Source organism: Rhodobacter sp. NTK016B (genome assembly GCF_017303295.1).
Taxonomy (GTDB): Bacteria; Pseudomonadota; Alphaproteobacteria; order Rhodobacterales; family Rhodobacteraceae; genus Pararhodobacter.
In genome coordinates, this window is sequence record NZ_JAFKOK010000011.1 from 72196 (window position 1) to 97371 (window position 25176).

At 64.3% G+C, this 25176-nt stretch carries 22 protein-coding genes; 12 read left to right on the forward strand and 10 right to left on the reverse strand.

The window, feature by feature from the left end:
* Positions 1–15: 15 nt before the first annotated feature.
* The 3 genes from JI664_RS15200 to JI664_RS15210 form a co-directional block, all read right to left on the reverse strand.
* A complete protein-coding gene (locus JI664_RS15200; RefSeq protein ID WP_207014613.1) occupies positions 16–1326 on the reverse strand; it encodes a flagellar hook protein FlgE in 1311 nt (436 codons plus the stop codon).
* A 112-nt stretch (positions 1327–1438) separates the two neighbouring features.
* Entirely contained in the window at positions 1439–2236 is a 798-nt protein-coding gene (locus JI664_RS15205; protein ID WP_207014614.1) for a flagellar motor protein MotB, read from the reverse strand.
* Between the two features lie 57 nt (positions 2237–2293).
* Positions 2294–3019 (reverse strand): metallophosphoesterase family protein, encoded by a 726-nt coding sequence (locus JI664_RS15210; RefSeq protein WP_207014615.1) that lies wholly within the window; start codon positions 3017–3019, stop codon positions 2294–2296.
* Positions 3020–3394: 375 nt separating this feature from the next.
* Here JI664_RS15210 and JI664_RS15215 point away from each other — a divergent pair, with 375 nt between their 5' ends.
* From JI664_RS15215 to JI664_RS15245, 7 genes are all read left to right on the forward strand, one after another.
* The gene (locus tag JI664_RS15215) at positions 3395–4576 is read left to right on the forward strand and encodes an ABC transporter substrate-binding protein (protein WP_207014616.1); all 1182 of its coding nucleotides are present in this window, start codon (positions 3395–3397) and stop codon (positions 4574–4576) included.
* Between the two features lie 66 nt (positions 4577–4642).
* A complete protein-coding gene (locus tag JI664_RS15220) occupies positions 4643–5434 on the forward strand; it encodes an ABC transporter ATP-binding protein (protein WP_207014617.1) in 792 nt (263 codons plus the stop codon).
* Positions 5427–6161 carry an ABC transporter ATP-binding protein gene (locus tag JI664_RS15225; RefSeq protein ID WP_207014618.1) on the forward strand — a complete coding sequence of 245 codons (735 nt, stop codon included), beginning with the start codon at positions 5427–5429 and terminating at the stop codon, positions 6159–6161. The genes JI664_RS15220 and JI664_RS15225 overlap by 8 nt, the downstream gene beginning before the upstream one ends.
* A 3-nt stretch (positions 6162–6164) precedes the next feature.
* The gene (locus JI664_RS15230; protein ID WP_207014619.1) at positions 6165–6533 is read left to right on the forward strand and encodes a hypothetical protein; all 369 of its coding nucleotides are present in this window, start codon (positions 6165–6167) and stop codon (positions 6531–6533) included.
* A gap of 64 nt (positions 6534–6597) precedes the next feature.
* Positions 6598–7608, forward strand: a complete 1011-nt coding sequence (locus JI664_RS15235) for a branched-chain amino acid ABC transporter permease (RefSeq protein WP_207014620.1) — start codon at positions 6598–6600, stop codon at positions 7606–7608.
* Positions 7605–8903 (forward strand): branched-chain amino acid ABC transporter permease, encoded by a 1299-nt coding sequence (locus tag JI664_RS15240; RefSeq protein WP_207014621.1) that lies wholly within the window; start codon positions 7605–7607, stop codon positions 8901–8903. The genes JI664_RS15235 and JI664_RS15240 overlap by 4 nt, the downstream gene beginning before the upstream one ends.
* Positions 8904–8988: 85 nt before the next feature.
* Complete coding sequence (locus tag JI664_RS15245; RefSeq protein WP_207014622.1) at positions 8989–10368, forward strand: NAD-dependent succinate-semialdehyde dehydrogenase; 1380 nt, start codon at positions 8989–8991, stop codon at positions 10366–10368.
* A gap of 40 nt (positions 10369–10408) precedes the next feature.
* Here JI664_RS15245 and JI664_RS15250 read toward each other — a convergent pair whose 3' ends face one another.
* The 3 genes from JI664_RS15250 to JI664_RS15260 all read right to left on the reverse strand — a co-directional run bounded on the left by JI664_RS15250 (position 10409) and on the right by JI664_RS15260 (position 15224).
* Positions 10409–13855: a CheR family methyltransferase gene (locus tag JI664_RS15250; RefSeq protein WP_286174119.1), complete on the reverse strand. Its 3447-nt coding sequence runs from the start codon at positions 13853–13855 to the stop codon at positions 10409–10411.
* A gap of 98 nt (positions 13856–13953) precedes the next feature.
* On the reverse strand, positions 13954–14694 hold the full coding sequence (locus tag JI664_RS15255) for a Crp/Fnr family transcriptional regulator (RefSeq protein WP_207014624.1): 741 nt from the start codon (positions 14692–14694) through the stop codon (positions 13954–13956).
* Entirely contained in the window at positions 14691–15224 is a 534-nt protein-coding gene (locus JI664_RS15260; RefSeq protein WP_207014625.1) for a PAS domain-containing protein, read from the reverse strand. Before JI664_RS15260 ends, JI664_RS15255 begins: the two co-directional genes overlap by 4 nt.
* Before the next feature lie 323 nt (positions 15225–15547).
* Between JI664_RS15260 and JI664_RS15265 the strand changes: the two genes are divergently transcribed.
* Entirely contained in the window at positions 15548–16336 is a 789-nt protein-coding gene (locus tag JI664_RS15265) for a FadR/GntR family transcriptional regulator (protein WP_207014626.1), read from the forward strand.
* Here the strand turns inward: JI664_RS15265 and JI664_RS15270 are convergent.
* Positions 16323–17027, reverse strand: coding sequence for a DUF1028 domain-containing protein (locus JI664_RS15270; protein WP_207014627.1), 705 nt, complete (start codon positions 17025–17027; stop codon positions 16323–16325). The two genes, JI664_RS15265 and JI664_RS15270, sit on opposite strands and share 14 nt — an antisense overlap.
* Positions 17028–17129: 102 nt before the next feature.
* On the opposite strand from JI664_RS15270, the gene JI664_RS15275 reads away from it, so the two are divergent.
* The 4 genes from JI664_RS15275 to JI664_RS15290 all read left to right on the forward strand — a co-directional run bounded on the left by JI664_RS15275 (position 17130) and on the right by JI664_RS15290 (position 22608).
* Positions 17130–18707 (forward strand): ABC transporter substrate-binding protein, encoded by a 1578-nt coding sequence (locus JI664_RS15275; RefSeq protein WP_207014628.1) that lies wholly within the window; start codon positions 17130–17132, stop codon positions 18705–18707.
* A 123-nt stretch (positions 18708–18830) separates the two neighbouring features.
* A complete protein-coding gene (locus tag JI664_RS15280; protein ID WP_207014740.1) occupies positions 18831–19778 on the forward strand; it encodes an ABC transporter permease in 948 nt (315 codons plus the stop codon).
* The gene (locus tag JI664_RS15285) at positions 19775–21640 is read left to right on the forward strand and encodes a dipeptide/oligopeptide/nickel ABC transporter permease/ATP-binding protein (protein WP_207014629.1); all 1866 of its coding nucleotides are present in this window, start codon (positions 19775–19777) and stop codon (positions 21638–21640) included. The genes JI664_RS15280 and JI664_RS15285 overlap by 4 nt, the downstream gene beginning before the upstream one ends.
* Entirely contained in the window at positions 21637–22608 is a 972-nt protein-coding gene (locus JI664_RS15290) for an ABC transporter ATP-binding protein (protein ID WP_207014630.1), read from the forward strand. Before JI664_RS15285 ends, JI664_RS15290 begins: the two co-directional genes overlap by 4 nt.
* On the opposite strand, the gene JI664_RS15295 is transcribed toward JI664_RS15290, so the two are convergent.
* From JI664_RS15295 to JI664_RS15305, 3 genes are read right to left on the reverse strand one after another with little or no spacing between them, the layout of a single operon-like run.
* Entirely contained in the window at positions 22599–23432 is an 834-nt protein-coding gene (locus JI664_RS15295; RefSeq protein WP_207014631.1) for a metal ABC transporter permease, read from the reverse strand. The genes JI664_RS15290 and JI664_RS15295 overlap by 10 nt on opposite strands.
* Positions 23429–24292, reverse strand: coding sequence for a metal ABC transporter permease (locus tag JI664_RS15300; protein ID WP_207014632.1), 864 nt, complete (start codon positions 24290–24292; stop codon positions 23429–23431). Before JI664_RS15300 ends, JI664_RS15295 begins: the two co-directional genes overlap by 4 nt.
* Positions 24292–25170 carry a manganese/iron ABC transporter ATP-binding protein gene (locus JI664_RS15305; RefSeq protein ID WP_207014633.1) on the reverse strand — a complete coding sequence of 293 codons (879 nt, stop codon included), beginning with the start codon at positions 25168–25170 and terminating at the stop codon, positions 24292–24294. The genes JI664_RS15300 and JI664_RS15305 overlap by 1 nt, the downstream gene beginning before the upstream one ends.
* Positions 25171–25176: the final 6 nt, after the last annotated feature.

Consider the following 25176-nt stretch of genomic DNA (forward strand, 5'->3'; position numbering starts at 1 on the left):
GGCCTCCTGTCAGGGTCAGCGTTTGATGTTGGTGGTTTCCTGCAGCATCTCGTCCACGGTCTGGATGACCTTGGCGTTGGACGAATAGGCGCGCTGCGTCTGGATCATGTTGGTCAGCTCGGCGGCGACATCGGTCGAGGATTGTTCCTGCGAGAAGCCCAGAATCTCTCCGGTCGGGCCGTCGCCCGCGTTCCACAGGAACATCGCACCCGAATTGGGCGAGACGCTGTAGGTCTGGTTGTCATGCGATGCGAGGCCGTTGGGATTGGGCACATCGACCAGCGGGATCTGCCCGATGGTGCGGATCAGGCCGGAATCGTAATACGCCTTGACCATGCCGAGTTCATCCACCTGCACGCCGACGAGCGACTGAACAGGCGAGCCGTCGCGATCCGACGAAACCGGGATGAAACTGTCGGCCATCTGGGTGATCGAATCTTCGCTGCCCGGCATGCCGATATTGAGCGCGATGTCCTGCCCGCTATCGGTGGTGACGGTGAATTCGCCGGTCAGCGGGTCGTAGGGGCCGCCCGCAGCGCCGGGCGTGACGCTGAGGATCCGGCCACCATTGGGGGGCACATCATCGAAGACAACCGTGTATTCGCCAATCAGCGAGCCGGTGGTCGGGTCGGTGACGGTTGCCGTCCATTCGTTCGACTGGCCGGTGGCGGGGACGGTCGGCGTGAAGGTCATGGTCAGCGTGTCGGTGGTGCCGAGCGGGCTGTAATATTCCAGCGCGATGTCATGCGACGAGCCGTCGGAATCCGAGCGCGTGCCGGTGGCGGGCAGGTTCGCGCGGACCTCGATCCGGGTGGTCGGGTCCGAGGCGAACTGGTTCGAATTGATGCGGATCGGTTCCAGACCGCCGATCGTGTCGCGCGGGAAGGCGGGGATCGAGCCGTCGGGATCCGCCGGCCAGCCCAGCAGGATCAGCCCCGCGGGATTGCGCAGCAGCCCGTCCTGATCGGCGCGGAACGAGCCCGTCGTCGTCAGCAGCAGCGGCAGGGCACCCGAGCGTTCCAGCGCCGAGGCATTGGTCACCGGCAGAAAGCCGCGGCCGCTGACGGCCAGATCGGTGGCGTTCGAACTGGCGACGAGCGCGCCGCGTTCGTCGATCAGCCGCATCGTCGAGGCCCGCACGCCGCCGGCGATATAGGGGCCGTAATTCGACCCTTCGCCCATCACCATCGACTGGAACGAGGCAATGACACGCTTGTATCCGAGAGTACCGGTATTCGCGATGTTGTCCGAGATCGCGGCAAGCCGCGTCGCGTTCGAGTTCAAGCCAGCGATACTGGCATTGAACGAGGAATAGAGCGTGGACATCAGGGCAGACCTTTCGTGCTGGTGCGAAGCGATTGCCACAGACACTGCCCGAGTCGCGTTAATGCCCGCCTAACGCCCGAAAGATCATCGCCAAGGACGTGCTGCCAAGGACTTACTGGCGCCGCAGCAGGATCAGCTCCAGCCGGTTGTTGCGCACCGCCATCGGGTTCGGATCGGCGGGCCGGCGGTCGGCATGGCCGGTCACCCGCGAAATCCGCGCGGGGTCGTAGCCTGCCTCGTCGAGCATCCGGCGCACGCGGTCGGCGCGCGCGCCCGACAGGGTCCAGCCGGGATCGTTGGCCTGGACTATCGGGTACGCGCGGGTATGCGCTTCGATCGCGAGGGGGTTGATCACCATCGGGAACATTTGCGCGATGATCTCGATGATGCGCCGGGTCACCGGCGTCGGTTGGTCGGTTTCGGGCACGAAGAGCGGCGCGTCGGGCAGATCGAAGATCTCGATCACCAGCCCTTCATCGGTCAACCGGGTCACGACATGGCGCAGCGCTTCGCTCAGAATGGCGCTTTCGCCGCCCATCCCGGTCAGGCGCTGTTGCAGATCCTCAAGGCTTTCGGTTTCGGCCTGCGTGTCGATCCCGGTTTCGGTTTCGCTGTCATCGGGCGTGGCCGGTGCGCTTTGATCCGATGTTTCGATATCTGTGCCGCCGAACATGCCTTCCCCGCCCGAGGCGATGCGGTGCACCGGAACCGACGGGTTGAAGTAATCCGCAAGGCCGCGCCGTTGCGATTCCGTTGTTGCGCCCAACAGCCACATCATCAGAAAGAATGCCATCATCGCAGTCACGAAGTCGGCATAGGCCACCTTCCAGGCGCCCCCGTGATGACCGCCGCCGGCGATCACTTTCTTCCGTTTGATAATGATGGGCGCGGCATCGTTCTGCCGGCTCATACCACCACCTCTTGCTTTCACCCGTCTCCGGGATACCGCGCAGAAGTGAAGCCGGGGTTAACCCGCGTCGGGCCGCAGGGGAACACGGCCCTCGTCGGTCAGCACGAAGATCTCGCGGCCTTCGACGACAATCGCCGTAAGTGGGCCGTCATAGCCCGCGCCGGTGTCGATATCGACGCGGTTGCCGTGGTGTTCGGGCGTCTTGCAGGTGGTGTGGCCGTGGATCACCAGCCATGGATGCGCGCCGGTGAAATCGAGGAACGGCGCGCGGATCCAGACGAGGTCGTTTTCGGTCTGATCGTCGAGCGCGACACCGGGCCGGATGCCGGCATGGACGAAGAGCAGCTCGCCCGTCTGGTGATAGCAAGGCAGCGAGGCGATGAAGTCGCGATGGGCCTCGGGTACGGCGGCGGCGATGCGGGGCGCGGGAAGCTCGGGGTCAATATCGTAGCTTTCCAGCGTCTTGCGCCCGCCGATGCGCGGATCGAGATAGGTCAGCCCCGCCCGCAGCGCCGGGTCACGCTGTCCTTCGAGGTGGTAGCCGAACATCCGGTCATGATTGCCCTTCAGCACCACCCAGGGCTGACCGGCAAACTGGCCCTTGAGCAGGTGGTCGATCACGCCGCGCGAATCCGGGCCCCGGTCGACCAGATCGCCCAGATGGATCACCGGCGCTTCGGCATCTCCGGTGCGGGCGCGGTCGGCCATGATGCGGGCATGGGCGGCGTGCAGCTTGTCGAGCTGGCCGTGAATGTCGCCGATGGCGTAACAGCGCGGGGTCATGGGGGCTCCGATAGCGTTTGGCGTCTTTTGGGCCGAAACGGGCCGGGTTTCAACGCATGGCCGGGTTGCAAGTTCAACGCCGGGGCTTCCGTTGCGGCAAGCGACGGGCAGCGCTGGTGTTTTCGGCATGCCCGAAGCGAATGCTGTTGCTGATCGCGTCGCGGTGGGTAAAGTCAGGCATGGCAACGCGCCACATGACCGGGTTTGGCTAGGCACGGGAGGGCCTTGGGACAGAAAAGATCGGTTCGCACGACACGAAACCCTTGCGCCGACCGCGCGAAAGACGCGGCAGGGCGGAACGGGACGGCGTGGCCGATTGCATCTCAGGGGCTCCGAAGCCGCCCGCATATCAAGATCCACAGGGAAGGATATCCAATGAAAAAGCTTCTTCTGACCACGGCTCTCGCCGGTTTCGCCGCTGGCGCCGCGCAGGCCGAAGACGTGCCGATCGGCATCGTTCTGGGCTTCACCGGTCCGCTCGAAACCATCACCCCGGCGATGGCCGACGCCGCCGAACTGGCGCTGGCCGAAGCCAACGAGTCGGGCAACTTCGCTCTGGGCACGCTGATGCCGGTGCGCGCGGACTCGACCTGCATCGATTCGGGCGCGGCTGTTGCCGGTGCCGAACGTCTGGTGACCTCGGACGGCGTGGCGGGCATCATCGGTGCCGATTGCTCGGGCGTCACGGGCGCTATCCTGCAGAACGTCGCCCGCCCGAACGGCATGGCGATGATCTCGCCCTCGGCCACCTCGCCGGCGCTGTCGACCGCCGAGGATGACGGCCTGTTCTTCCGCACCTCGCCCTCGGATGCGCGCGGTGGTGAAATCGCCGCCGAAGTCCTGCGCGACCACGGTGTCGAGACGGTCGCCATCACCTATACCAACAACGATTACGGCGCCGGTCTGGCCGAAAGCATCCGCGCCGCGTTCGAAGAGCAGGGCGGCACCGTGACGCTGGTCGCCTCGCACGAGGAAGACAAGGGTGACTACACCGCCGAAGTCGGCGCGCTGTCGTCTGCCGGTGGTGAGGTGCTGGTCGTCGTGGGTTATGTCGATGGCGGCGGTGCGGGCATCATCCGTTCGGCGCTGGATCTCGGTGCGTTCGAGACCTTCTATCTGCCCGACGGCATGATCGGCGACTCGCTGACCGAAACCTTCGGCGACGAAATCGACGGCTCGTATGGTGCGCTGCCGGGCACCGACAGCCCGGGTGCGTCGCAATTCGCCGATCTGGCTGCCGCTGCCGATTTCGATGCGACCTCGGCCTATGCCGGCGAGTCGTATGACGCCGCCGCGCTGATGATCCTTGCGATGGCTGCGGCCGGATCGACCGCACCGGCCGATTACGCCGAGCACATCATGTCGGTGGCCAACGAGCCGGGCGAAGAGATCTATCCGGGTCAGCTGGGCCGTGCGCTTGAAATCATCGCCGAGGGCGGTGAGGTCGATTACGTCGGCGCGACCGCCGTCACGCTGATCGGCCCGGGCGAAAGCGCCGGTTCGTATCGGGAAGTGGTCGTCGAGGGCGGTGCTCTCGAAACGACGCAGTATCGCTGATCGCCACCTGGCGACTTTTTCGGGCAGCCCGGCCATTCCGGGCTGCCCATTCGCACAGGGTATCGCATGATCCGCGTTGAGAACCTGCACAAGCACTTCGGGGGCTTCCATGCCGTCGACGGTGCCAGCCTGAATATTTCCGAAGGGTCGATCACCGGCCTGATCGGTCCCAACGGCGCGGGCAAGACCACGCTGTTCAACGTCATCGCCGGGGTTCTCAAACCCACCTCGGGCCATGTCTTCATGGCGGGCGAGGACATTACCGGCCTTGAGCCGCACGAGCTGTTTCACAAGGGTCTTCTGCGGACCTTCCAGATCGCGCATGAATTCCACTCGATGACGGTGCGTGAAAACCTGATGATGGTTCCGCCGCGCCAAGCGGGCGAGGGCCTGATGTCGGCGTGGTTCCAGCGCGCCCGGGTCCGGCACGAGGACGAGGAAATCCGCCGCCGCGCCAACGAGGTGCTGGAATTCCTTACTATCGACCATATCGCCGATGAAAAGGCCGGGCAGATCTCGGGCGGGCAGAAAAAGCTTCTCGAGCTGGGCCGCACGATGATGACCGACGCCCGGATCGTGTTTCTCGACGAGGTCGGCGCAGGCGTGAACCGCACGCTTCTGAACACGATCGCCGACGCCATCGTGCGCCTGAACAAGGAGCGCGGCTATACCTTCGTGGTGATCGAGCACGACATGGATTTCATCGGTCGCATCTGCGACCCGGTTATCTGCATGGCCGAGGGCAAGGTTCTGGCGCAAGGCAGTCTGGACGAGATCAAGGCCAACGAGCAGGTGATCGAGGCCTATCTGGGCACCGGCCTGAAGAACAAGGTGACGGCGGAGGGCGGCCATGTCTGAACATCCCGTGACCCCCAATCCCGACGCCGTTCTGATCGGCGAGGGCATGACCGGCGGCTATGGCGGCGCCGACATCCTGCACAATTGCACCATCGCCGTGAACAAGGGCGAGATCGCAGTGATCGTCGGCCCCAACGGCGCGGGCAAATCCACCGCGATGAAAGCCGTGTTCGGCATGCTGAACCTGCGCGAAGGGCAGGTGCGGCTGGACGGCAAGGACATCACCGGGCTGACACCGCAGGCGCGCGTCGGCATGGGCATGGGCTTCGTGCCGCAGACGCGCAACATCTTCCCGTCGATGAGCGTCGAGGAGAACCTCGAAATGGGGGCCTTTATCCGCCACGACGATATCCGCACGACGATGGAGCAGGTCTATCATCTGTTTCCGATCCTGAAGGAAAAGCGCCGTCAGGCGGCGGGCGAATTGTCGGGCGGTCAGCGTCAGCAGGTGGCCGTGGGCCGCGCGCTGATGACGAAACCCTCGGTGCTGATGCTCGACGAGCCGACCGCCGGGGTGTCGCCCATCGTCATGGACGAGCTCTTCGACCGCATCATCGAGATCGCCCGCACGGGGATTTCTATCCTGATGGTCGAACAGAATGCCCGGCAGGCGCTGGCGATTGCCCATAAGGGCTATGTGCTTGTGCAGGGCGCGAACCGCTACACCGACACCGGGCAGGCCCTTCTGGCCGACCCCGAGGTCCGGCGTTCGTTCCTGGGGGGCTGAGGGATGCGTATTCTTTTGCCGCTTCTTCTGGCTGCCATGTCCGCTCTGATCGCCGCGCCCGCTCTTGCCGAAGGCCAGCGCGACGCTTTCGATTGCAGCACGATGCAAAGCTGCGCGCCCGGCACCGCCTGCACCGAGGGAGGCACCGATTTCGGGCTGGCCTTTCTCGGCGGCGGGATCGAGGTGATGATGGACGGGCATCTCTATGCGCCGGTTTACGACGGCGATCTGCGCAGCACCGCGTGGCGCCACGAGAGCATGATCTATCAGATGCGGATCACCGGCGACGGTGGCGGCGTGCTGACCGTCACGCCCGAAACCGGAGATTTCACCCAAGCGCGGCTGGAATGGCTGCACTGCTCGCCGCAATGAGTATCGCGATGATCGAAACACGCTACCGCTTCGCACGCGACGCGCAGATCCGAAAGGTCCCGACATGGATGCGCTGAACGCCATTGTCCTGTTGTCCAACTTCGTGCTGCTGCCGGCCGTGTCCTATGGCAGCCAGCTTGCGCTGGGCGCGCTGGGCATCACGCTGATCTACGGCATCCTGCGATTCTCGCATTTCGCCCATGGCGATGTGATGGCTTTCGCCACGATGGCCGTGATTCTTGTCACATGGTGGCTGCAGGGGATGGGCGTTTCCATCGACCCGTTGCCCACCGCGCTGCTGGCGCTGCCCTTCGGGATCGCGATCACCGCGCTACTGCTTCTGGGCACCGACCGCGCGGTCTATCGATTCTACCGAAAGGTTCGCGCCGCGCCGATCGTGGTGGTGATGGCGTCGCTGGGCGTGATGTTCGTGCTCAATGGCCTTGTCCGCCTGATCATCGGCCCCGACGATCAGCATTTCGCCGACGGCGCGCGTTTCCTGTTCACGGTGCGCGAGTTCCGGGAGTTCACGGGCCTCGACGAGGGCATCGGCCTTCGCGTGTCGCAGCTGATCACCATCGTCGTGACGCTGGTCGTGGTTGCCGCGCTGTTCTGGTTCCTCAACCGCACCCGCAGCGGCAAGTCGATGCGCGCCTTTTCGGATAACGAGGATCTCGCGCTGTTGTCGGGGATCAATCCCGAGCGCGTGGTCACCGTGACATGGCTGATCGTGGCGGTGCTGGTGACCGTCGCGGGCACGCTTTACGGTCTGGACAAGAGCTTCAAGCCGTTCACCTATTTCCAGCTTCTGCTGCCGATGTTCGCCTCGGCGATCCTCGGGGGGCTGGGGAACCCGCTTGGTGCGGTCGCCGGCGCCTATGTCATCGCGCTCAGTGAAGTCGGCGTGACCTATGCGTTCCGCAAGTTCCTGCAATACCTGCTGCCGGAAAACCTTGAACCCTCGGGGCTCGCGCAGCTTCTGTCCACCGACTACAAATTCGCCGTGTCCTTCGTGCTGCTGGTTCTGGTGCTGCTGTTCCGCCCGACGGGCCTGTTCAGGGGGCAATCGATATGAGCCTGAGACACGCATCCTATTTCGCGATCATGGCTGTTCTGCTTGTGGGGGTCGGCTGGCTGCAAAGCTGGTCGGTGGCCATGGGCCTGTTCAATATGTGCCTGATCTCGGCGATCATGGCGCTGGGCGTGAATATCCAGTGGGGCTATGCCGGGTTGTTCTCTGTCGGCACGATGGGCTTCGTCGCTCTGGGCGGGCTGGCCGCCGTGCTGACCTCGATGCCGCCTGTTCCCGCCGCGTGGTCGGCGGGGGGCCTGCGCGTGCTGGCCGCTCTGGCGCTGGGCGCGGTGGTGATCCTGGCGTCGGTGCTGGTCTACCGCACGATGGCCAAGGGCATCGGCCGGGCGGTGGCGCTGACGATCACCATCGTCGTGGGCTTCTTCGTTTACCGCGCCGTGCTGGACCCGGCGGTCGATGCGATCGAAGGCGTCAACACCGCAGCCGAGGGCTATCTGGGCGGCATGGGCCTGCCCATCGTGCTCAGCTGGGCGGTGGGCGGTCTGCTTGCCGCTGGCGCGGCCTGGGTGATCGGCAAGATCAGCCTTGGCCTGCGGTCGGACTATCTTGCCATCGCCACGCTGGGTATCGCCGAGACCATCATCGCCATCCTGAAGAACGAGGACTGGCTGTCGCGCGGCGTGAAGAACGTGAACGGCCTGCCGCGCCCGGTCCCCTACGAGGTGGACCTGCAGCAAAGCGCCGAGTTCCTGATCTGGGCCGACCGGCTGGGGCTTGATCCCGTCGAAGCGTCGTCGCTCTTCGTGAAAGCGTGCTATGCGGTGATCTTCATCGTCGTGCTGGCGCTGATCATGTGGCTGTCCGAACGGGCGTGGAATTCGCCCTGGGGACGGATGATGCGCGCCATCCGCGATAACGAGACCGCCGCGCGCGCGATGGGCAAGAACGTCACCAAGCGCCATCTTCAGGTGTTCATTCTGGGCTCGGCCGTCTGCGGGATCGCCGGCGCGATGCTGACCACGCTGGACGGGCTGCTCACGCCCGGCACCTATCAGCCGCTGCGCTTTACCTTCCTGATCTGGGTGATGGTGATCGTCGGCGGGTCGGGCAACAACTGGGGCGCGGTTCTGGGCGGTTTCCTTGTCTGGTTCCTGTGGATCGAGGTCGAACCGATCGGCCTGTGGCTGATCACCAACCTGACCGCGACCATGCCCGAGGATTCGGCCATCAGGCTTCATCTGATCGACGGCGCGGCGCATATGCGGCTGCTGACGATGGGTCTGATCCTGCTGCTGGTGCTTCGATTCGCGCCACGCGGGCTGATACCCGAGAAGTAACCTCGCGCAGGCTTGAGGGCGCGCGCCGGACCTTTCGGCGCGCGCCGCGCGTTGTCTTCCCTGAGTCCGAATAAGGGAAGATATCATGTCCGACACAATCACCACCGTGAATCCGGCCACCGGCGAGACGCTGCAAAGTTATACCCGGATGACTGCCGCCGAGGCCGCCGACGCGGTCGAAGCCTGTCACAAGGCCTTTCTGGACTGGCGCCACCGCCCGCTGAAAGAACGCGCCGAGGTCATCCGCGCCATCGGCAAGGAGCTGCGCGATGTGAAGGACGATCTGGCGACACTAATGACCGACGAGGTCGGCAAGCTGTTGAAGGACAGCCGTCAGGAAATCGACCTCTGCGCCGCGATCTGCGATTTCACCGCCGAAAACGGGCCAAAGGTTCTGGCCGATGAAGAACGCAAGATCGACAACGGCACCGGCGTCATAACCTATGCCCCGGTCGGGGTTATATATGGCATTCAGCCGTGGAATTTCCCCGCGTATCAGGCAATGCGGTATGCCATCGCCAACCTGATGGCCGGGAACGGTGTGCTGCTAAAACACGCGTCCAGCTGCACGGGTTCTGGCCTGATGCTGCGCGATATCTTCGAACGCGCGGGCCTGCCCAAGAACCTGTTCACCGTGCTGCTGATCGACCACGATACGTCTGACGCGATCATCGCCAATCCGCATGTGCGGGGCGTGACGCTGACGGGCTCGGACAAGGCGGGCAAGGTCGTGGCGGAAAAGGCTGGTGCGGCGCTGAAGAAGACCGTGCTCGAACTGGGATCGAACGACGCCTATGTGGTGCTCGACGATGCTGATCTCGAACTTGCGGTGAAGACCTGCGTGGCGGGCCGGATCTATAACAACGGCCAGACCTGCGTGAACGCCAAGCGCTTCATCGTGACCGAGGCCAATTACGACGCCTTCGTCGAGGCCTACACCAAAGCAATGCAACAGATCGAACCGGGCGATCCCACGGACAAGGCGACCAAGCTGGGCCCGATGTCGGATACGGGACTGCGCGACGATCTGCACAAACAGGTCGAAGAAAGCCTTACCAAAGGCGCGCGGGCGCTGTGCGGGGCCAAGGTGCCGGATCGCGCGGGTGCGTGGTATCCGGCGACCGTGCTGGTGGACGTGGCGCCGGGGCAGCCGGCCTATGACGACGAATTGTTCGGCCCTGTCGCGTCGATCATTCGCGCGCGCGATGACGAGGACGCGATGCGCATCGCCAATGACAGCCGCTATGGCCTTGGCGGCGGGATCTTTTCGAAAGACGTGGCCCGCGCGCGCAAGCTGGCCTGCGAGCATTTCGATACCGGCATGGTTTCGGTCAACGGCTACAACGTCGCCAAGCCCAACATGCCCTTCGGTGGGGTCAAGGATTCAGGCTATGGCCGCGAGCATGGCGGTTTCGGCATGAAGGAATTCGTCAATGCGAAATCCGTCTTCCTGACCGGCGTGTGATCCGTCGCTTTCCGAATGACCCGCGCGTCCGGCGTGCGGGTCATTCCTCGTCGGCGGGTTCTTCTTCGGGCGGCACGAAGGCGGGCATGCTCAGCCCCAGCCGCAGCATGCCGTCGGCCACGTCGCGTTCAAGCTCGGCCCCCAATTGCATGACCGAGGCCTGCACCAGACGCGAGCCAAAGCCCGACCCGGTGCCGCTGTCCTCGAAGGAGTCGACGCTTTCCTCCCAGGTTATCTGGAAGCGCTCGTCGCCATTCGTCCAGCGGATCGCCAGCGTGCCTTTGGGATCGGACAGCGCGCCGTACTTGGCCGAGTTGGTGCTCCATTCGTGCAAGATCAGCACCAAAGGCGTCAGTTCGCGCACCGGGACCAGCGTGTCGGGGCCGTCGATGCGGATTTCCTGCCCGCCGCGCGCGGGTTCCAGAACCCGTTCCAGAAGCTGCGGCAACGAGATCGGAGCCCGCATGTTGTCGCGCAGCATCAGCGCATGCGCCCGGTCCAGAGCCGAGATCCGCCCGCGGAGGTTCTGCGAGAATTGCCGGGTTGTCTCGCTTTCGCGCTCGACGCTGGAAATCATCGCCGACACCACCGCGAACAGGTTCTTGATGCGGTGATTCATCTCGGCCAAGTGCAGTTCGCGCTCTTCCAGCATCCGGTGTTCGGCGCTGATGTCGAAGGTCACGCCCATCACCCGCGGATCGCCGTCGCGCAGCACGAATCGTCCCAGACCGCGCAGCCATTTCGTTTCGCCGTTCTGCCCCGAGACCCGGAAGCTTTCGTCGAAATTGCGCTTGTTCGCGGCGGCATCGGTCAGGGAGCGGGTGACCGCGTCGCGGTCATCCTCGTAGACGCGGTCCATCAGCTTCGACAGATCGCTGGGTTCTTCAGCGTTCAGGTTGAAGAACTCGCGTTCGGTCTCATCCAGTTCGGTATTGCCGGTGATCGGGTTGTACGACCAGATCCCCACCTTCGCGACCTCGATCGCCAGCGCGAGGCGCGCGCGTTCGTCCTTCAGCGCGCGCTCCAGCGACAGCGAGGCGGTGATGTCGGTAAAGATCAGCGTCGCGCCGTCCTGCGTGCCGTCGAGCAGGCGGTAAGGCATCACCCGGACCGCGAAGTCGTGGCCGCGTTGTTCGTCGCGCATCCGGTCCTCGATGGTTTCGCCGGTTTCGGCCACCTTGCGCGCATGGTCGAGATAGCGCGTCGTCCCGAGGGGCGAGGTCACATCGGCCAGCGACCGGCCCCGGTCGCCCGGCTGGAACGGGAACAGGCTCATTGCCGCGTCGGTGAAGCTGCGGATCTGCATGTGCCGGTCCACCACGATCACCGCAAGCTGGGTCGAGTCGAAGAAGTTCTTCAGATCCGCATTCGCCGCCGTTAGCTGATCGACCTTGGATTTCAGCTCGTCATTGACGGTTGTCAGCTCTTCGTTTGTCGATTGAAGCTCTTCGTTCATCGACATCATTTCTTCGTTCGAGCTTTTGAGCTCCTCGTTCGCGGTCTCCAGCTCTTCGACGGTCGAGCGCAGGCGGTGACGCATCACCCGCAGCTCATTCTCCATCAGGTGAACCTGACTGTCGCCGTCGCGCAGCTCGACGTAATCTTCTTCGCCGTTCGACTGGAAGCCGCCGGTTTCACGGATGACAATCAACAAGGCGTTGTCGCGCACCGGTTCGCAGATCACCCGAACGTCCTGCGTGCCGAAATCGGCCCGCACGGTCACGTCCTTGACGATATGCGCGCGTCGGTCGCCCGATGTCTGGCGCACCAGGGGCCCCAGCACGTCGCGCAGGCCCGGTTTCGCCAGCGAGGGCGCGTATTGGCGGCGCTCCCGTTCCGAGGGGAAGTCGAAATAGCGTCCGACCGGGCCCCATGTGTTGATGATCCCGCCCGCGCTGTCGACCAGCAGCGTCGGCGGCGCGTAGCGCTGCGTCATCTGCTGCAGCGCTTCGCTTTCAAGCCAATCCTGAGCGCCGCCATTCCCGTTGCTGTCGCCGGGATTTTGCGGGCCGGTCGGCTTGGTGCGCCGACCGCCGCCGCTGGCTGCAGGCAGGTTCAGCGGATAGCTCAGCCGCACCGAGCGGCGACGGAACAGCCGGTGGCGATGATTGACCTCGTCGAACAGATCGTCGAAGCGCCCTATGGTTTCTGACGAGCCGAGGAACAGGTATCCGTCAGGCCGCAGCGCGTAATGCATCAGCGGCATGACCGAACGCTGAAGATTTTCGTCAAGGTAAATCAGCAGGTTGCGGCACGACACAAGGTCGATGCGCGAAAACGGCGGGTCCTTGATAAGGCTATGCGCGCTGAACCGGACCATGTCGCGGATCTGCGGCACGATGTTGAAATGATCGCCCGAGGCGGTGGTGAAACGGGTGCGGAACGGCTCGGGCACATCGGCCAAAGCGGCCAGCGGATAGCTGCCTTCGCGCGCGATCTCGAGCATCCGCTCGTCGATGTCGCTGGCGAAGATGTTGACCACCGGATAGCGCTTGTGACGTGTCATCGCGTCGCGAAACAGCATGGCGATGGAATAGGCTTCCTCGCCGCTGGAACAGCCCGCGACCCAGATCCGCAACTCGTCGGAATCGCTGGCATCGCGTACCAGCGGGTCGATGGCGCGCTCGGCCAGCGTGGTAAAGGATTCGGTGTCGCGAAAGAAGCGCGTGACGTTGATCAGCAGGTCGCGGAACAGCGTCTGGCACTCGCCCGGATCGCTGCGCACGCGGGTGACGTAATCGGCGCCCTCGGCAATCCCCAGAACCTGCATCCGGCGCTGGATGCGGCGCGACAGGGTGCGCCGCTTGTAGCCGGAGAAGTCATGGCCGGTCGCGTCATTCAGCGCGGTGCACAGATCGTCGATGTAATCGGCCACTTGCGCGGTCGGATCGGCCACCGGGTTCCTGGCATCGCGGCGGAAGAAGTCGCTCAGCACCGGCAGGATCTCGCGCGCGGGGCGGACGAAATCGACCAGCCCGGTGCTTTCCGCCGCCAGCGGCATCCCGTCATAGCGCGCTTCGGTGGGTTCCTGTGCGACGGCAAGGCCGCCATGCTCTTTAATCGCGCGGATGCCCCGGCTGCCATCGGCGCCGGTGCCCGACAGGATCACACCCGCCGAGCGTTGTGCGTGCTCGACACCGAGGATCTCGAAGAAATCGTCGATCGGTCGCCGCATACCGCGCGGCGCGTCGAAATCGTGCAGTTCCAGCACGCCATCGCGGATGCTCAGATTGCGCCCCGGCGGGATCACATAGACGTGACCGGGCTCGACCTGCTCGCCACCGCTGATCTGCGTCACGGGCATCGACGTGTAACGGTCGATGAGCTGCGCCATCATTGATTCGTGGTTGGGGTCGAGATGCTGAATCACGATGAGAGCCATCGCGGCATCGCCGGAAAACCCCTCGAGCATATCGCGCAAAGCTTCGAGGCCGCCTGCGGAGGCCCCGATGCCGACGATCGGAAAATCAGGTCGTTGGTCGTTCATGGCAGAGAGGAGGCAAATCCGGAACAGATGCGGTAGTGAATACTAACACCGCATTAATTTCCTTGTCCAGAAGTTAACGATGTTTTGCCCGTGCCCGATCAATCGAGCATCAGGTCGCCCTTGCCATACAGGTACGACGGATCGAAGCCCCCCAGTTCGATCAGCGCGTCCTTGTCCATGATCGTGACGCGGCCGCGCGAAATGTCGGCGATACCGCTTTCGCGCAGTTTGCGCACCACGCGATTCATGTGGATCGCCGTGGTGCCGCAGGAATCGGCCAGTTCCTGCTGCGTCAGCGGGAAAGAGAACCCGCTTGAATCGGCAAGCCCCACGAAATCCAGCCGCTGCCAGATCTCGGCGATCAGATGCGCCAGCCGGCCATCGGCGCTGAGATGTTCGAGCTTGAGAATCCACTCGCGGTGCATCGCCGCGTCCAGCAGGGTCGAGAACCACAGCATCCGCGCCAGACGGGGCCGGGTTTCAAGGATCTCTTCCAGCTTCGTATGCGGGGTGTAGCCGACCAGAACCGGCCCGATCGACACGATCGAATGATCCAGCCGCTTAAGCGCGAAAGCGTGCAAATCGACGAAATCGCCCGGAACATGCAACGCAAGGATATGGCGGCGGCCTTCCTGCTTGATGACGCGCGCGACGAAGCCTTCGATCAGCAGCGTGCTGCGGCTGACCACGTCGCCGCGTTCCAGAACCGAATGCGCCGAGGTGAAGCGCTCGACATCGGTGATCATGTCTTCGATCGTGCGCTGGTCTTCGTCGTCCAACCGGTGCCTGGCACGGCCCAGCAGGAAGCGGTGCGACATCGGATACGGCGTCGAAGTCAATGGTTCGCTCCTCGGGACTGGGCGATCAGGGCAGTGCTGGTCGCGAGGGATTCGATGCTTCCATACATCAGATACCCCGTATCGCCCGCAATGATGGACACTTGACGGATATCGTCTCTCAGGGCGGAATCGTAGAGCGTGTCGTTGCGCCCGTCGATCCGCGCCGCGTCGAATTGCGAGCCCAGAACGAAGAGACAGGTCTTTCCGTGGAAAATCTTCGTCATGTACAGCACGTTGACGAAGGGTGTGCCGTCCTTGCGGCGGTTGGAAAGAAGAAAGCGTTCGGTCGTGTCGTCGTCGTTCGCAAGGAAAGCACGCATGCGCTCTCTCACGGGCCCGGCGCCGTCCGGTGGCTGCAGGAACCGGCAATTCTGGCCGATCACATCTTCTGGCCCGTAGCCTGTCAGCTTGCAAAACGCATCGTTGACGAAGACCAGAGGAAAATCCTCGGCCGTTGCGTCGGCAAGAGTCAGCGCGACGCCGCTCTGCTTCAGGAACGATAGCAAGGGGGCTGGGACAGATGCAGTCATTGTTATATGTTCGGCTTTCGGCAGAGCCAATCTGCACTAACTTAGGTTAATGCGCCATCGCAAACGCAGAAAAAGATTGCGATTTCATTTAGAAACTAGCGTAAAACGACTCTGTTCCATCGGCTATCGAAAAAAGATGAATCCATCGCTGCGTCAGGCTTCCGCCTGTCGGAACGCGCGGCGGGCTCTTGTCGTCTTTTGCTTTCCTATTGCAATGTGCCGGGCAATCCGCACGATACCGACATATCCCCCAAAACGGACCGACCCGTCCCGCGCCCCATGACCCAGCGCCGCATGACCCAGCGCCCCGAGATTTTGCGTCCATGACCAAGCCGTCCCCGAAACGAGCCGCAGCGTCGTCGCGTGCGTCCCGCACGGCTCCGCGTCGCTCGCGGCCTGTCCGCGTGGCCGAAGAGATCAAGGACTGGGTGGTCGACCGCAATCTGAAAAAGGGCGACCGCCTGCCCAGCGAGCCCGAGCTGATTGCGCAGTTCGGCATGGCCAAGGGGACGATCCGGGAAGCGATGCGCATTCTGGAGGCGCAGGGACTGATCGAGACCCGAACCGGACCGGGGGGCGGCAGTTTCATCGGCGAGGTGACGGCGGACCGGGCCAAGGCCTTGCTGGCGAATTATTTTTATTTCACCGAATTGTCGGTCGCGGATATCTATCAGCTGCGCAAGGCGCTGGAGCCGGAACTGGTCGCATCGCTTGCCGGCAAGCTGGACGAGGCCCAGATCGCCGAGCTGGAAGCGGTGGTCGCGCAATATCCCGAGCCCGCACAGGACGCCGAGGAAGAGCGCGAACAGCATATCGCCTCGCTGGTCTTTCACCGGCGGTTGGCGAATTTCTCGAACAATCCGCTGCTGGCTTTCGTGGTCAGTTTCATGGCCCGGATCCTGACCGATCTGACGGTGTATCGTCAGCTTTATGATCCCCCCAACCGCGAGCTTTACGAAAAGGGTACCGCCTATCAGAAGGATCTGATCGCGGCGTTGAAAGAGGGCCGCGGCGAAGAGGCCCGCGCGATCATGCGGGCGCATATGGAGACCGCCGAGGCGCTGATGCAGTTGCAGGAAGCCAAGGTCCTGCGCCGGTTCATCGCGGAATAGACGCGCTGTCGAAGCTGCGCTTGTCCGCGTCGCTGGGCGCACGCCACGGATCGTCGAGCACCGGCACGACCCGCAACCAGCCGTGGTAGGGGTCCGCCGTCGCCCGGGCATGAAGATCGGCCAGCGCAGCCAGCGGATCGGCGGAATGGTCGATGCGCAGCGTAAAGGGAGGCATGTCGCGCCCGACGACCAGCAGCGCCGCCGATTGGTAACCGCGCACATCGCCCCCCTCTTTCGCCGATGCCGCGAGCGCGGCCATCAGCCGTTCCGAGAAGGGCAGGGGCGAGGACAGGAAAGCGTCGAGCGCGGCTTGCAGAACCGAGGGGCCGGTCAGCATGTTGCCCGCCACCACGACGCCCGGCGCCGTCACCGCGCTGGCATGGGGGACGCTGTTATCGCCGGTGAAATGCGCCGTGCCCCGGTTCAGATCCAGCGCCGACAATTGTCGTTCGGCCCGCCCGGTATCGGGATCGGTCACCGCGCGCACCGCGTCCTGCGCCGAGGCGCCTTCCTTCATGCGCGCCAGAACGCCGTCGCCCCACAGGGTCGAAGGGGCCGATCCCTGGCTTGCGGACAGGCCCGATTCGGCGTCGCCCCGCAGCACCCAGCCCCCGACGCACAGGCTCCCGGTCGCGGCGGCGCCACCAAGGCGGCCCGATTTTTCATCAAAAGCAAGGATCGAGATCGTCACGCGCAAACCTCCGCAGCAAGACGCTTGCATTTTTCATGATAATTTGCGGTCATGCAATTCATAATGAAAAATACGCATGTCCCGACAGAAGAGGTGAGACCCATGAACATTCTGACCCTGACACGGCGCGCCTTGATGGCCGGGGGCACCGCCCTTGCGCTGAGCGTGTCGGCGCTGAGTCCGGCCGCGGCGCAGACGCCGCCGGGCGTGCTGATCGTGGGACAGGTTGCCGAACCGCAGGCGCTGGACCCGGCGGCGGTCACGGCGGTCAACGATTTCCGCATCCTGATGAACGTCTATGACGGGCTGGTGCGCTATGCCTCGGGCACGCTCGAGGTCGAACCGGCGCTGGCCACGGACTGGGACATCTCGGACGACGGGACCGTCTATACCTTCACCCTGCGCGAGGGCGTCACCTTCCACGACGGATCGCCCTTCGATGCCGAGGCCGTGGTGTTCAATTTCGAGCGGATGCTCAACGACGACCACCCCTATCACGACACAGGCCCCTTCCCGCTGGCCTTCTTCTTCTCGGCGGTCGAAAGCGTCGAGGCGGTCGATGACATGACGGTGCGGTTCACCCTGAACGCGCCCTATGCGCCTTTCCTGTCGAACCTCGCCTATCCGACCGGCCTGATCGTTTCGCCGCAGGCGGTGATGGATCAGGGCGCCGAATTCGGGCGTAATCCGTCCGGTACTGGGCCTTTCCGCTTTGTCGAATGGCGCTCGAACGAGGCCGTGGTGATCGAGGCCAATCCCGATTACTGGGACGGCGCGCCCGAGCTTGAGGCGGTCGTGTTCCGCCCGATCACCGACGCCAATACCCGCGTGGCCGAGATGCTGTCGGGCGGGATCGACATGATGGTCGAAGTGCCGCCCGTCGCGCTGAGCGAATTTCAGGGCGATGCGTTCAACATCGTCGAACAGGCCGGGCCGCACGTCTGGTTCCTGATCCTGAACATGCGCGAAGGGCCGTTTACCGATCAGCTTGTCCGTCAGGCCGCGAATTACGCGATCAACAAGACCGCTTTGGTCGAAGAGGTGCTCGAAGGCACTGCCGCCGTGGCTGCCGGCCCGACGCCACCCGCCTTCGCCTGGGCCTATAATGAAGAGCTCGAACCCTATCCCTACGACCCCGACCGCGCCCGCGAATTGCTGGCCGAGGCGGGTGTCGAGAACCCGTCTATCACCTTCTATGTGACCGAGGGCGGTTCGGGGATGCTGGACCCGGTCGCCATGGGCACCGCGATTCAGGCCGATCTGGAAGCGGTGGGTTTCGACGTCACCATCGAAACCTATGAGTGGAACACCTTCCTTGGCCGCGTGAATCCGGGGCTCGAGGGCGAGGCCGACATGGCCGAGATGGCGTGGATGACCAACGATCCCGACACGCTGCCCTATCTGGCGCTCAGGACAGATGCCTTCCCCGATGCGGGCGGTTTCAACTCGGGCTATTACTCGAACCCCGAAGTCGATGCGCTGCTTGAAGAGGCCCGCACCGCGACCTCTCAGGATCGCCGCGCCGAGCTGTATCGCGAGATGCAGGCGATCGTGCAGGAAGACGCGCCATGGGTCTTCGTTGCGAACTGGGTCCAGAACGCCGTGACCTCGGACCGGGTCGAGAATTTCTCGCTTGAGCCGTCGTTCTTCCTGCTTCTCGACGATGTCGTGAAGAACTGACCGGAATACCGGCGGGGGCGCTTGCCCGCCCCCGCCGTTGCGGTTTTCAATCACGCAGGTTGCCGGGGCGCGCGATGTCCCGTCCGTCCTCTCCGTGAAAGGGACGCGATGCTTCGCTTCATCCTGAACCCCTATATCCTGAAACGCCTTGTCTCGGCGGTGCCGGTTCTGCTGGGCATCTCGGTGATCGTCTTCGCGATCATGGCGCTGATCCCCGGCGACCCGGCCACGGCGATTCTGGGCAGCTATGCGACGCCCGAAAACGTCGCAGCCCTGAACGAGGATCTCGGGCTGGATAAGCCGTTGGTCCAGCAGTACTTCATCTGGCTCGGCAACATGCTGCAGGGCGATTTTGGGCGCTCTTTCGCGCTCAACCGTCCGGTTCTGGACGAGGTTCTGGAGCGCTTCAACGCCACCCTGATCCTTGCCGGGACCAGCTTCGTTCTGTGCTCGATCCTCGGGATCATCGCGGGGGTCGTCTCGGCCGCCAATCAATATGGCTGGGCGGACAAGGCGATCACCTTCGTGGTGCTGCTGGGCATTTCGATCCCGTCCTTCTTTCTGGGCATGATGATGATCCTGACCTTCGCGGTAAACCTGCGCTGGTTTCCGGCCTCGGGGATGTGGCCGATCTACGGATCACGCGATATCTGGGCGCTGATCGACCACCTTGCCATGCCCGCGCTGGCGCTGTCGGTCGTCGCGACGGGCGTCATCGCGCGGCTGTCGCGCTCGGCCATGCTGGAGGTGCTGCGGCAGGACTTCATCCGCACCGCGCGCGCCAAGGGGGTGCATGAACGCGGCGTGGTCTGGCGCCACGCCCTGCGCGCCGCGATGGTGTCGATCATCCCGGTTCTGGGCGTGCAGGCGGGCTTCGTTCTGTCGGGTGCGGTCTATATCGAGGTGGTGTTCCAGTGGCCCGGTCTGGGCCGGATGCTGGTCGATGCGATCCTGCGCCGCGACATCCTGCTGGTGCAGGGCGGAGTGGTGTTCGTCGCGGCCTGCTACGTCTTCTTCAACATCGTCGTCGATGTCGCGCAGTCCTATCTGGACCCGAGGATCAAGACATGAGCTTCCTGTCCCTTCTGGCCCGCAACCGTCTGGCGCTGGCCGGGCTGATCGTGATCGGGCTGGTCGTGCTTCTGGCGCTGCTGACCCCGTGGCTGCCGCTGAAGCCGCCCAATGTCACCGACACATCGAACCGGTTCCAGCCGATCTTCTCGGACGGCGCGCTTCTGGGGACGGATCATCTGGGCCGCGACCTGCTGAGCCGCCTGATGTGGGGCACGCGGCTGAGCCTTGCCGTGGGCTTTGCCGCAGCTCTCGTCGCCGCGACACTGGGCGCAGCCATCGGGATCGTCGCCGGCTATTACGGCGGGCGCACCGACAACATCATCATGCGCGGCGTCGATATGCTGATGGCGTTCCCCTATATCCTGCTGGCGCTCGCCATCGTCGCGGCGCTGGGTCCCGGCCTGCTGAACGCGCTGATTGCCGTGGCTGCCGTCAATATCCCGTTCTTCGCGCGTAATATCCGCGGCATTACCGTGGGCATTGCGCATAAGGAATTCGTCGATGCCGCGCGGCTGTCGGGGATGTCCAACACCCGGATTATCCTGTCCGAGATTCTGCCAAACGTGATCCCCGTGATCGTCATCGCCATGTCCACCACCGTGGGCTGGATGATCCTTGAAACGGCGGGTCTGTCGTTTCTGGGCCTCGGCTCGCAGCCGCCGGTGGCCGATCTGGGCTCGATGCTGGGCGAAGCGCGCTCGGCGCTGATAACCAATCCGCATACCTCGGTCGTGCCGGGGGTGATGATCCTGATCATCGTCATGGCGATCAACCTTTTGGGCGACGGCGTGCGCGACGCGCTGGATCCGCGCCTGAAATCCGGCGCGCTGAATCGGCCCCTGCCTGCCACGATGGTCGCCCGTGACCACCAGCCCGCCCCGGCGCAGGCCGAGGGCATCCTGACCCTGTCGGACCTGCAGACGCAGTTCCACGTCAAGAACAAGGTCTACCGCGCGGTGGGCGGCGTGTCGCTGTCGGTCAAACCGGGCGAATGCCTTGGCATTATTGGCGAATCCGGTTCGGGAAAATCGGTGACGGCTTTGTCGGTGATGGGGCTTGTGGCCTCGCCCCCGGGCGTGATCGCGGGCGGGTCGGTGCGGTATCAGGATCAGGAGCTGATCGGCGCGCCCTATGGCACGCTGCGCAGCCTGCGCGGGCGCGAGGTCGCCTATATCTTCCAAGACCCGCTGGCGACGCTGCACCCGCTCTACCGCGTCGGCGACCAGCTGATCGAGGCGATCAAATGCCACCGTCCCATCGGCCGGGCCGACGGCCGGCGCAAGGCGATCGAGTTGCTGGAAGCCGTGCGCATTCCCAACGCGTCGGCGCGCGTCGACGATTACCCGCACGAAATGTCGGGCGGGATGCGCCAGCGGATCGGCATCGCCATGGCGCTGGCCAATGACCCCGAGGTCATCATCGCCGACGAGCCGACCACTGCGCTCGACGTCACGGTGCAGGCGCAGGTTCTGTCGCTGCTCGACGATCTGCGGCGCGAACGCGGGCTGGCCATCGTGTTCATCACCCATGATTTCGGCGTGGTTGCGCAGCTTTGCGACCGGGTGGCGGTCATGTATGCGGGCCGGATCGTCGAAGAGGGCGCGACCCGCGCGATCCTCGACGCGCCACGGCATCCCTATACCGCGCGTCTGATGGCCTGCGTGCCCGAACTGGGCGGTGGCAAACGGCGGCTCGAGGCAATCCCCGGCCTGCCGCCCGTCGTCAGCGATCTGCCCGAGGGATGCGCCTTTGCCGAACGCTGCACTCGCGTGCGGGGCGATTGCCGGAAGGGCGAGATCCCGCTTGAGAACGGCGTGCGCTGCCTGCACCCGGTAACCTATCAGGAGGCCCCGGCATGAATGCCCCCGCTCTGCGCCTGACCGACCTGTCCAAGACCTTCCCGCTGGGGCGCAAGATGTTCCGCCCCACGGGGCAGGGCGTGCGCGCGGTTCATCCGGTGACGCTGGATGTGCCGCAGGGCGAAACGCTGGGCATCGTCGGCGAATCTGGCTGTGGAAAATCCACGCTGGCGCGCATGCTGGTGGGGTTGCTCGAACCCACGACCGGCGCCATCGAGATCGAGGGCGAGGCGCTCGACAATGCCGATCCGGCCGTGTTCGGCAAGCGCATCCAGTATGTGTTTCAGGACCCGATCTCGTCGCTGAACCCACGCAAGACGATCCGTCAGATCATGGACGCGCCGCTGAAGCGCCTGCACGGGATGAACCGGGCCGAGCGGACCAAGCGGATTTCCGAGATTTTCGACACTGTCAGCCTGCGCGAGGAATTCCTCGACCGTTATCCGCATGAATTCTCGGGCGGGCAGGCGCAGCGGATCGGCATCGCGCGGGCGCTGGCGGCGCAGGCGCGGATCCTGATCCTGGATGAGCCGGTCTCGGCGCTGGATGTCTCGGTGCAGGCGCAGGTGCTGAACCTGCTGGCCGATCTGAAGGCGCAGCTCGGCCTCACCTATCTCTTCATCAGCCATGATCTGGCCGTGGTCGAAGCCGTCTCGGACCGTATCGCGGTGTTGTATTTCGGCTCGGTGGTCGAGCTTGGCCGCGCCGAGGACGTGTTTCGCGCGCCCCGCCATCCCTATACCCGGCTGCTGGCGAATTCGGCGCCGGTGGTGGGCCGCGCCCTGACCGCCCCCGAAGGACGCGAAACCGAGCTGCCCGATCCGCTCGACCCGCCCCAAGGCTGCGCGTTCCGGGCGCGTTGTCCCTTCGCGACCGAGATCTGCGGCACCGCGCCGCCGCCTCTGGATGACAAGGGCAGCGGGCATCTGGCGGCCTGCTACCACCCGCTCGATGCGGCTCAGATCTGAGCGCTGGTGCGGCGGACGATCCAGACGCGGCGCAGGAAGGCCAGAATGAACAGCGTGGTCAGGATCAGGATGATCGTCGGCGCGGGCGCGCTGTCGAGAAAGAAGCTGGCATAAACCCCGGCCATCATCGACAGCAGGCAGACGACCACCGCGACGGCCAGCATCCGCCCGAAGCGGCGTGTGACCAGAAAGGCGATGGCACCGGGCGCGATCAGCAGGCCCACGGCAAGGATCAGGCCGGTGGCCGACATCGTCGCGACGATGGTCAGCGACAGGACCGTCAGCAGCCCGTAATGCAGCACCCGGACCGGCAGCCCCGACGCCTGCGCCTGCGCGGGGTCGAAGGCGTGCAGCATCAGGTCCTTCCATTTGAGCAGCAGCAAGCCCGAGACCAGCGCGGAAATAAGACCCGCCGTCCAGAGATCCTGCGCGTCGATGCCCAGCATGTTGCCAAACAGGATGTGGTCCAGATGCGCGTCCGAGCGGATCGAGGTGTAAAGCACGATGCCCAGCCCGAACATGCCCGAGAACACCACGCCCATCACCGTGTCCTGCTTGATCCGGCTGTTGGCCGACAGATAGCCCGTGGCCAGCGTCGTCACCATGCCGGCGGCGAAGGCGCCGATGATCAGCGGGATGCCAAGGACATAGGCCAGCACCACGCCCGGCAGGATCGCGTGGCTGACCGCGTCGCCCATCAGCGCCCAGCCCTTGAGGACCAGAAAGCACGACAGCAGTGCGGTTGGCACCGCGACGATGGCCGCGATCAGGAAGGCGTCGCGCATGAAATTGAATTCGAACGGAAAGAGCAGCGTCTCGATCATGGCTGCACCTCTTCCGTCAGCGCCGCGCGGGCTTTGGCGCGCGCCGCCAGCAGCCCATGTTTCGGGGCGAAGACGAAGACGGCAAGAAAGATCAGGGTCTGCAGGCAGACGATCACCCCGCCCGTCGCGCCATCCAGGAAATAGCTCAGATACGCGCCCACGAAGCTGGTCGCGGTGCCGATGGCGACCGACAGGGCGATCAGGCGCGGGAAGCGGTCGCACAGCAGATAGGCGGTCGCGCCGGGCGTCACCACCATGGCGATGACCAGAAACGCGCCCACGGTCTGCATCGCTGCCACCACGCTGGCCGACAGCAGCATGAAGAACACGCCTTTCAGCAGGCCGGGCCGCAGCCCGATCGAACGGGCGTGGTTCTCGTCGAAGAAAACGACCATCAGGTCTTTCCATTTCAACAACAACACCGCCAGCGAAACGGCGGCGATCAGCACCAGTTGCAGCGTATCCTCGGGCGTGATGGCCAGAATGTTGCCCATGGTGATGGTCTGGATCGACACCGCCATCGGGTTCATCGACACCATGAACAGTCCCAGCCCGAAAAAGCCGGTGAAGATGAGGCCGATGACCACATCGACCTTCAGCCCCGAGCGGTCGGACAGGAACAGCATCGCGGCGGCGGCCAGCCCCCCGGACAAAAAGGCCCCCAAAGCAAAGGGCAGGCCCAGCATATAGGCGCCCGCCACGCCCGGCACGACCGAGTGGGACAGCGCGTCGCCGATCAGCGACCAGCCTTTCAGCATCAGATAGGCCGACAGGAAAGCGCAGACCCCGCCCACCAGAGCCGAGACCCACATCGCATTGGTCATGTAATGATAGCCGAAGGGTTCAAGCAGCACGTCCATCAGCGATCCTCGCGGGTGCGGGTCTGGTCGCCGTATTGCACGAAGGGCCGTTCGTCATCGGTGAGGATGCTGATATGGCGCGGGTCGTCGTCATCGTGCAGATGCTCGCCGCCCAGTGTGAAATGCCGCAGCACGCCGCCAAAGGCGCGCTCGAGGTTCTCGCGGGTAAAGGTCGTCTCGGTCGGCCCGTAATTCAGCACGGTGCCCTTGACCAGCACCACCCGGTCGCAGAATTCCGGCACCGAACCCAGATTGTGCGTCGAAACCAGCATCACCCGCCCCTCGTCGCGCAATTCGCGCAACAGGGCGATGATCTGTTCCTCGGTCTTCACGTCGACTCCGGTAAAAGGCTCGTCCAGCAAGATGACCTGCCCGTCCTGCGCCAGTGCGCGGGCAAGGAAGACGCGCTTCTTCTGGCCCCCAGACAGTTCGCCGATCTGGCGATGACGGAATTCGCTCATGTTGACGCGCGCGAGCGCGGCCTCGACGGCGGCGTGGTCGTCCGTTTTCGGGCGGCGCAGGAACCCCATATGCCCGTAGCGGCCCATCATCACCACGTCTTCGACCAGAACCGGAAAGGACCAGTCGACCTCTTCCGCCTGCGGGACATAGGCCACGAGGTTTTGCTTCAGAGCCTCGCGCACGCTCATGCCGAGCAGCCGGATTTCACCGGCCGCGGCGGGGACAAAGCCCATGATCGCCTTGAACAGCGTGGATTTCCCCGCGCCGTTCACGCCCACCAGCGCCGTGACCGTGCCGCGCGGGATCTCGAAGCTGGCATGTCTGAGCGCGGTCATGCCGTTGCGATAGGTGACGGTGACGTCCCGCGCGGTGATGCCGCCGCCTGCGTCCGTCGAAGAGGTATCGGGCTGAGCCATATGTGC

Excerpts from the sequence above, each read along its gene's own strand:
- JI664_RS15200 (WP_207014613.1), bottom strand. The coding sequence starts at position 1,326 with ATGTCCACGCTCTATTCCTCGTTCAATGCCAGTATCGCTGGCTTGAAC.
- JI664_RS15205 (WP_207014614.1), bottom strand. The coding sequence starts at position 2,236 with ATGAGCCGGCAGAACGATGCCGCGCCCATCATTATCAAACGGAAGAAA.
- JI664_RS15210 (WP_207014615.1), bottom strand. The coding sequence starts at position 3,019 with ATGACCCCGCGCTGTTACGCCATCGGCGACATTCACGGCCAGCTCGAC.
- JI664_RS15215 (WP_207014616.1), top strand. The coding sequence starts at position 3,395 with ATGAAAAAGCTTCTTCTGACCACGGCTCTCGCCGGTTTCGCCGCTGGC.
- JI664_RS15220 (WP_207014617.1), top strand. The coding sequence starts at position 4,643 with ATGATCCGCGTTGAGAACCTGCACAAGCACTTCGGGGGCTTCCATGCC.
- JI664_RS15225 (WP_207014618.1), top strand. The coding sequence starts at position 5,427 with ATGTCTGAACATCCCGTGACCCCCAATCCCGACGCCGTTCTGATCGGC.
- JI664_RS15230 (WP_207014619.1), top strand. The coding sequence starts at position 6,165 with ATGCGTATTCTTTTGCCGCTTCTTCTGGCTGCCATGTCCGCTCTGATC.
- JI664_RS15235 (WP_207014620.1), top strand. The coding sequence starts at position 6,598 with ATGGATGCGCTGAACGCCATTGTCCTGTTGTCCAACTTCGTGCTGCTG.
- JI664_RS15240 (WP_207014621.1), top strand. The coding sequence starts at position 7,605 with ATGAGCCTGAGACACGCATCCTATTTCGCGATCATGGCTGTTCTGCTT.
- JI664_RS15245 (WP_207014622.1), top strand. The coding sequence starts at position 8,989 with ATGTCCGACACAATCACCACCGTGAATCCGGCCACCGGCGAGACGCTG.
- JI664_RS15250 (WP_286174119.1), bottom strand. The coding sequence starts at position 13,855 with ATGAACGACCAACGACCTGATTTTCCGATCGTCGGCATCGGGGCCTCC.
- JI664_RS15260 (WP_207014625.1), bottom strand. The coding sequence starts at position 15,224 with ATGACTGCATCTGTCCCAGCCCCCTTGCTATCGTTCCTGAAGCAGAGC.
- JI664_RS15265 (WP_207014626.1), top strand. The coding sequence starts at position 15,548 with ATGACCAAGCCGTCCCCGAAACGAGCCGCAGCGTCGTCGCGTGCGTCC.
- JI664_RS15275 (WP_207014628.1), top strand. The coding sequence starts at position 17,130 with ATGAACATTCTGACCCTGACACGGCGCGCCTTGATGGCCGGGGGCACC.
- JI664_RS15285 (WP_207014629.1), top strand. The coding sequence starts at position 19,775 with ATGAGCTTCCTGTCCCTTCTGGCCCGCAACCGTCTGGCGCTGGCCGGG.
- JI664_RS15290 (WP_207014630.1), top strand. The coding sequence starts at position 21,637 with ATGAATGCCCCCGCTCTGCGCCTGACCGACCTGTCCAAGACCTTCCCG.
- JI664_RS15295 (WP_207014631.1), bottom strand. The coding sequence starts at position 23,432 with ATGATCGAGACGCTGCTCTTTCCGTTCGAATTCAATTTCATGCGCGAC.
- JI664_RS15300 (WP_207014632.1), bottom strand. The coding sequence starts at position 24,292 with ATGGACGTGCTGCTTGAACCCTTCGGCTATCATTACATGACCAATGCG.
- JI664_RS15305 (WP_207014633.1), bottom strand. The coding sequence starts at position 25,170 with ATGGCTCAGCCCGATACCTCTTCGACGGACGCAGGCGGCGGCATCACC.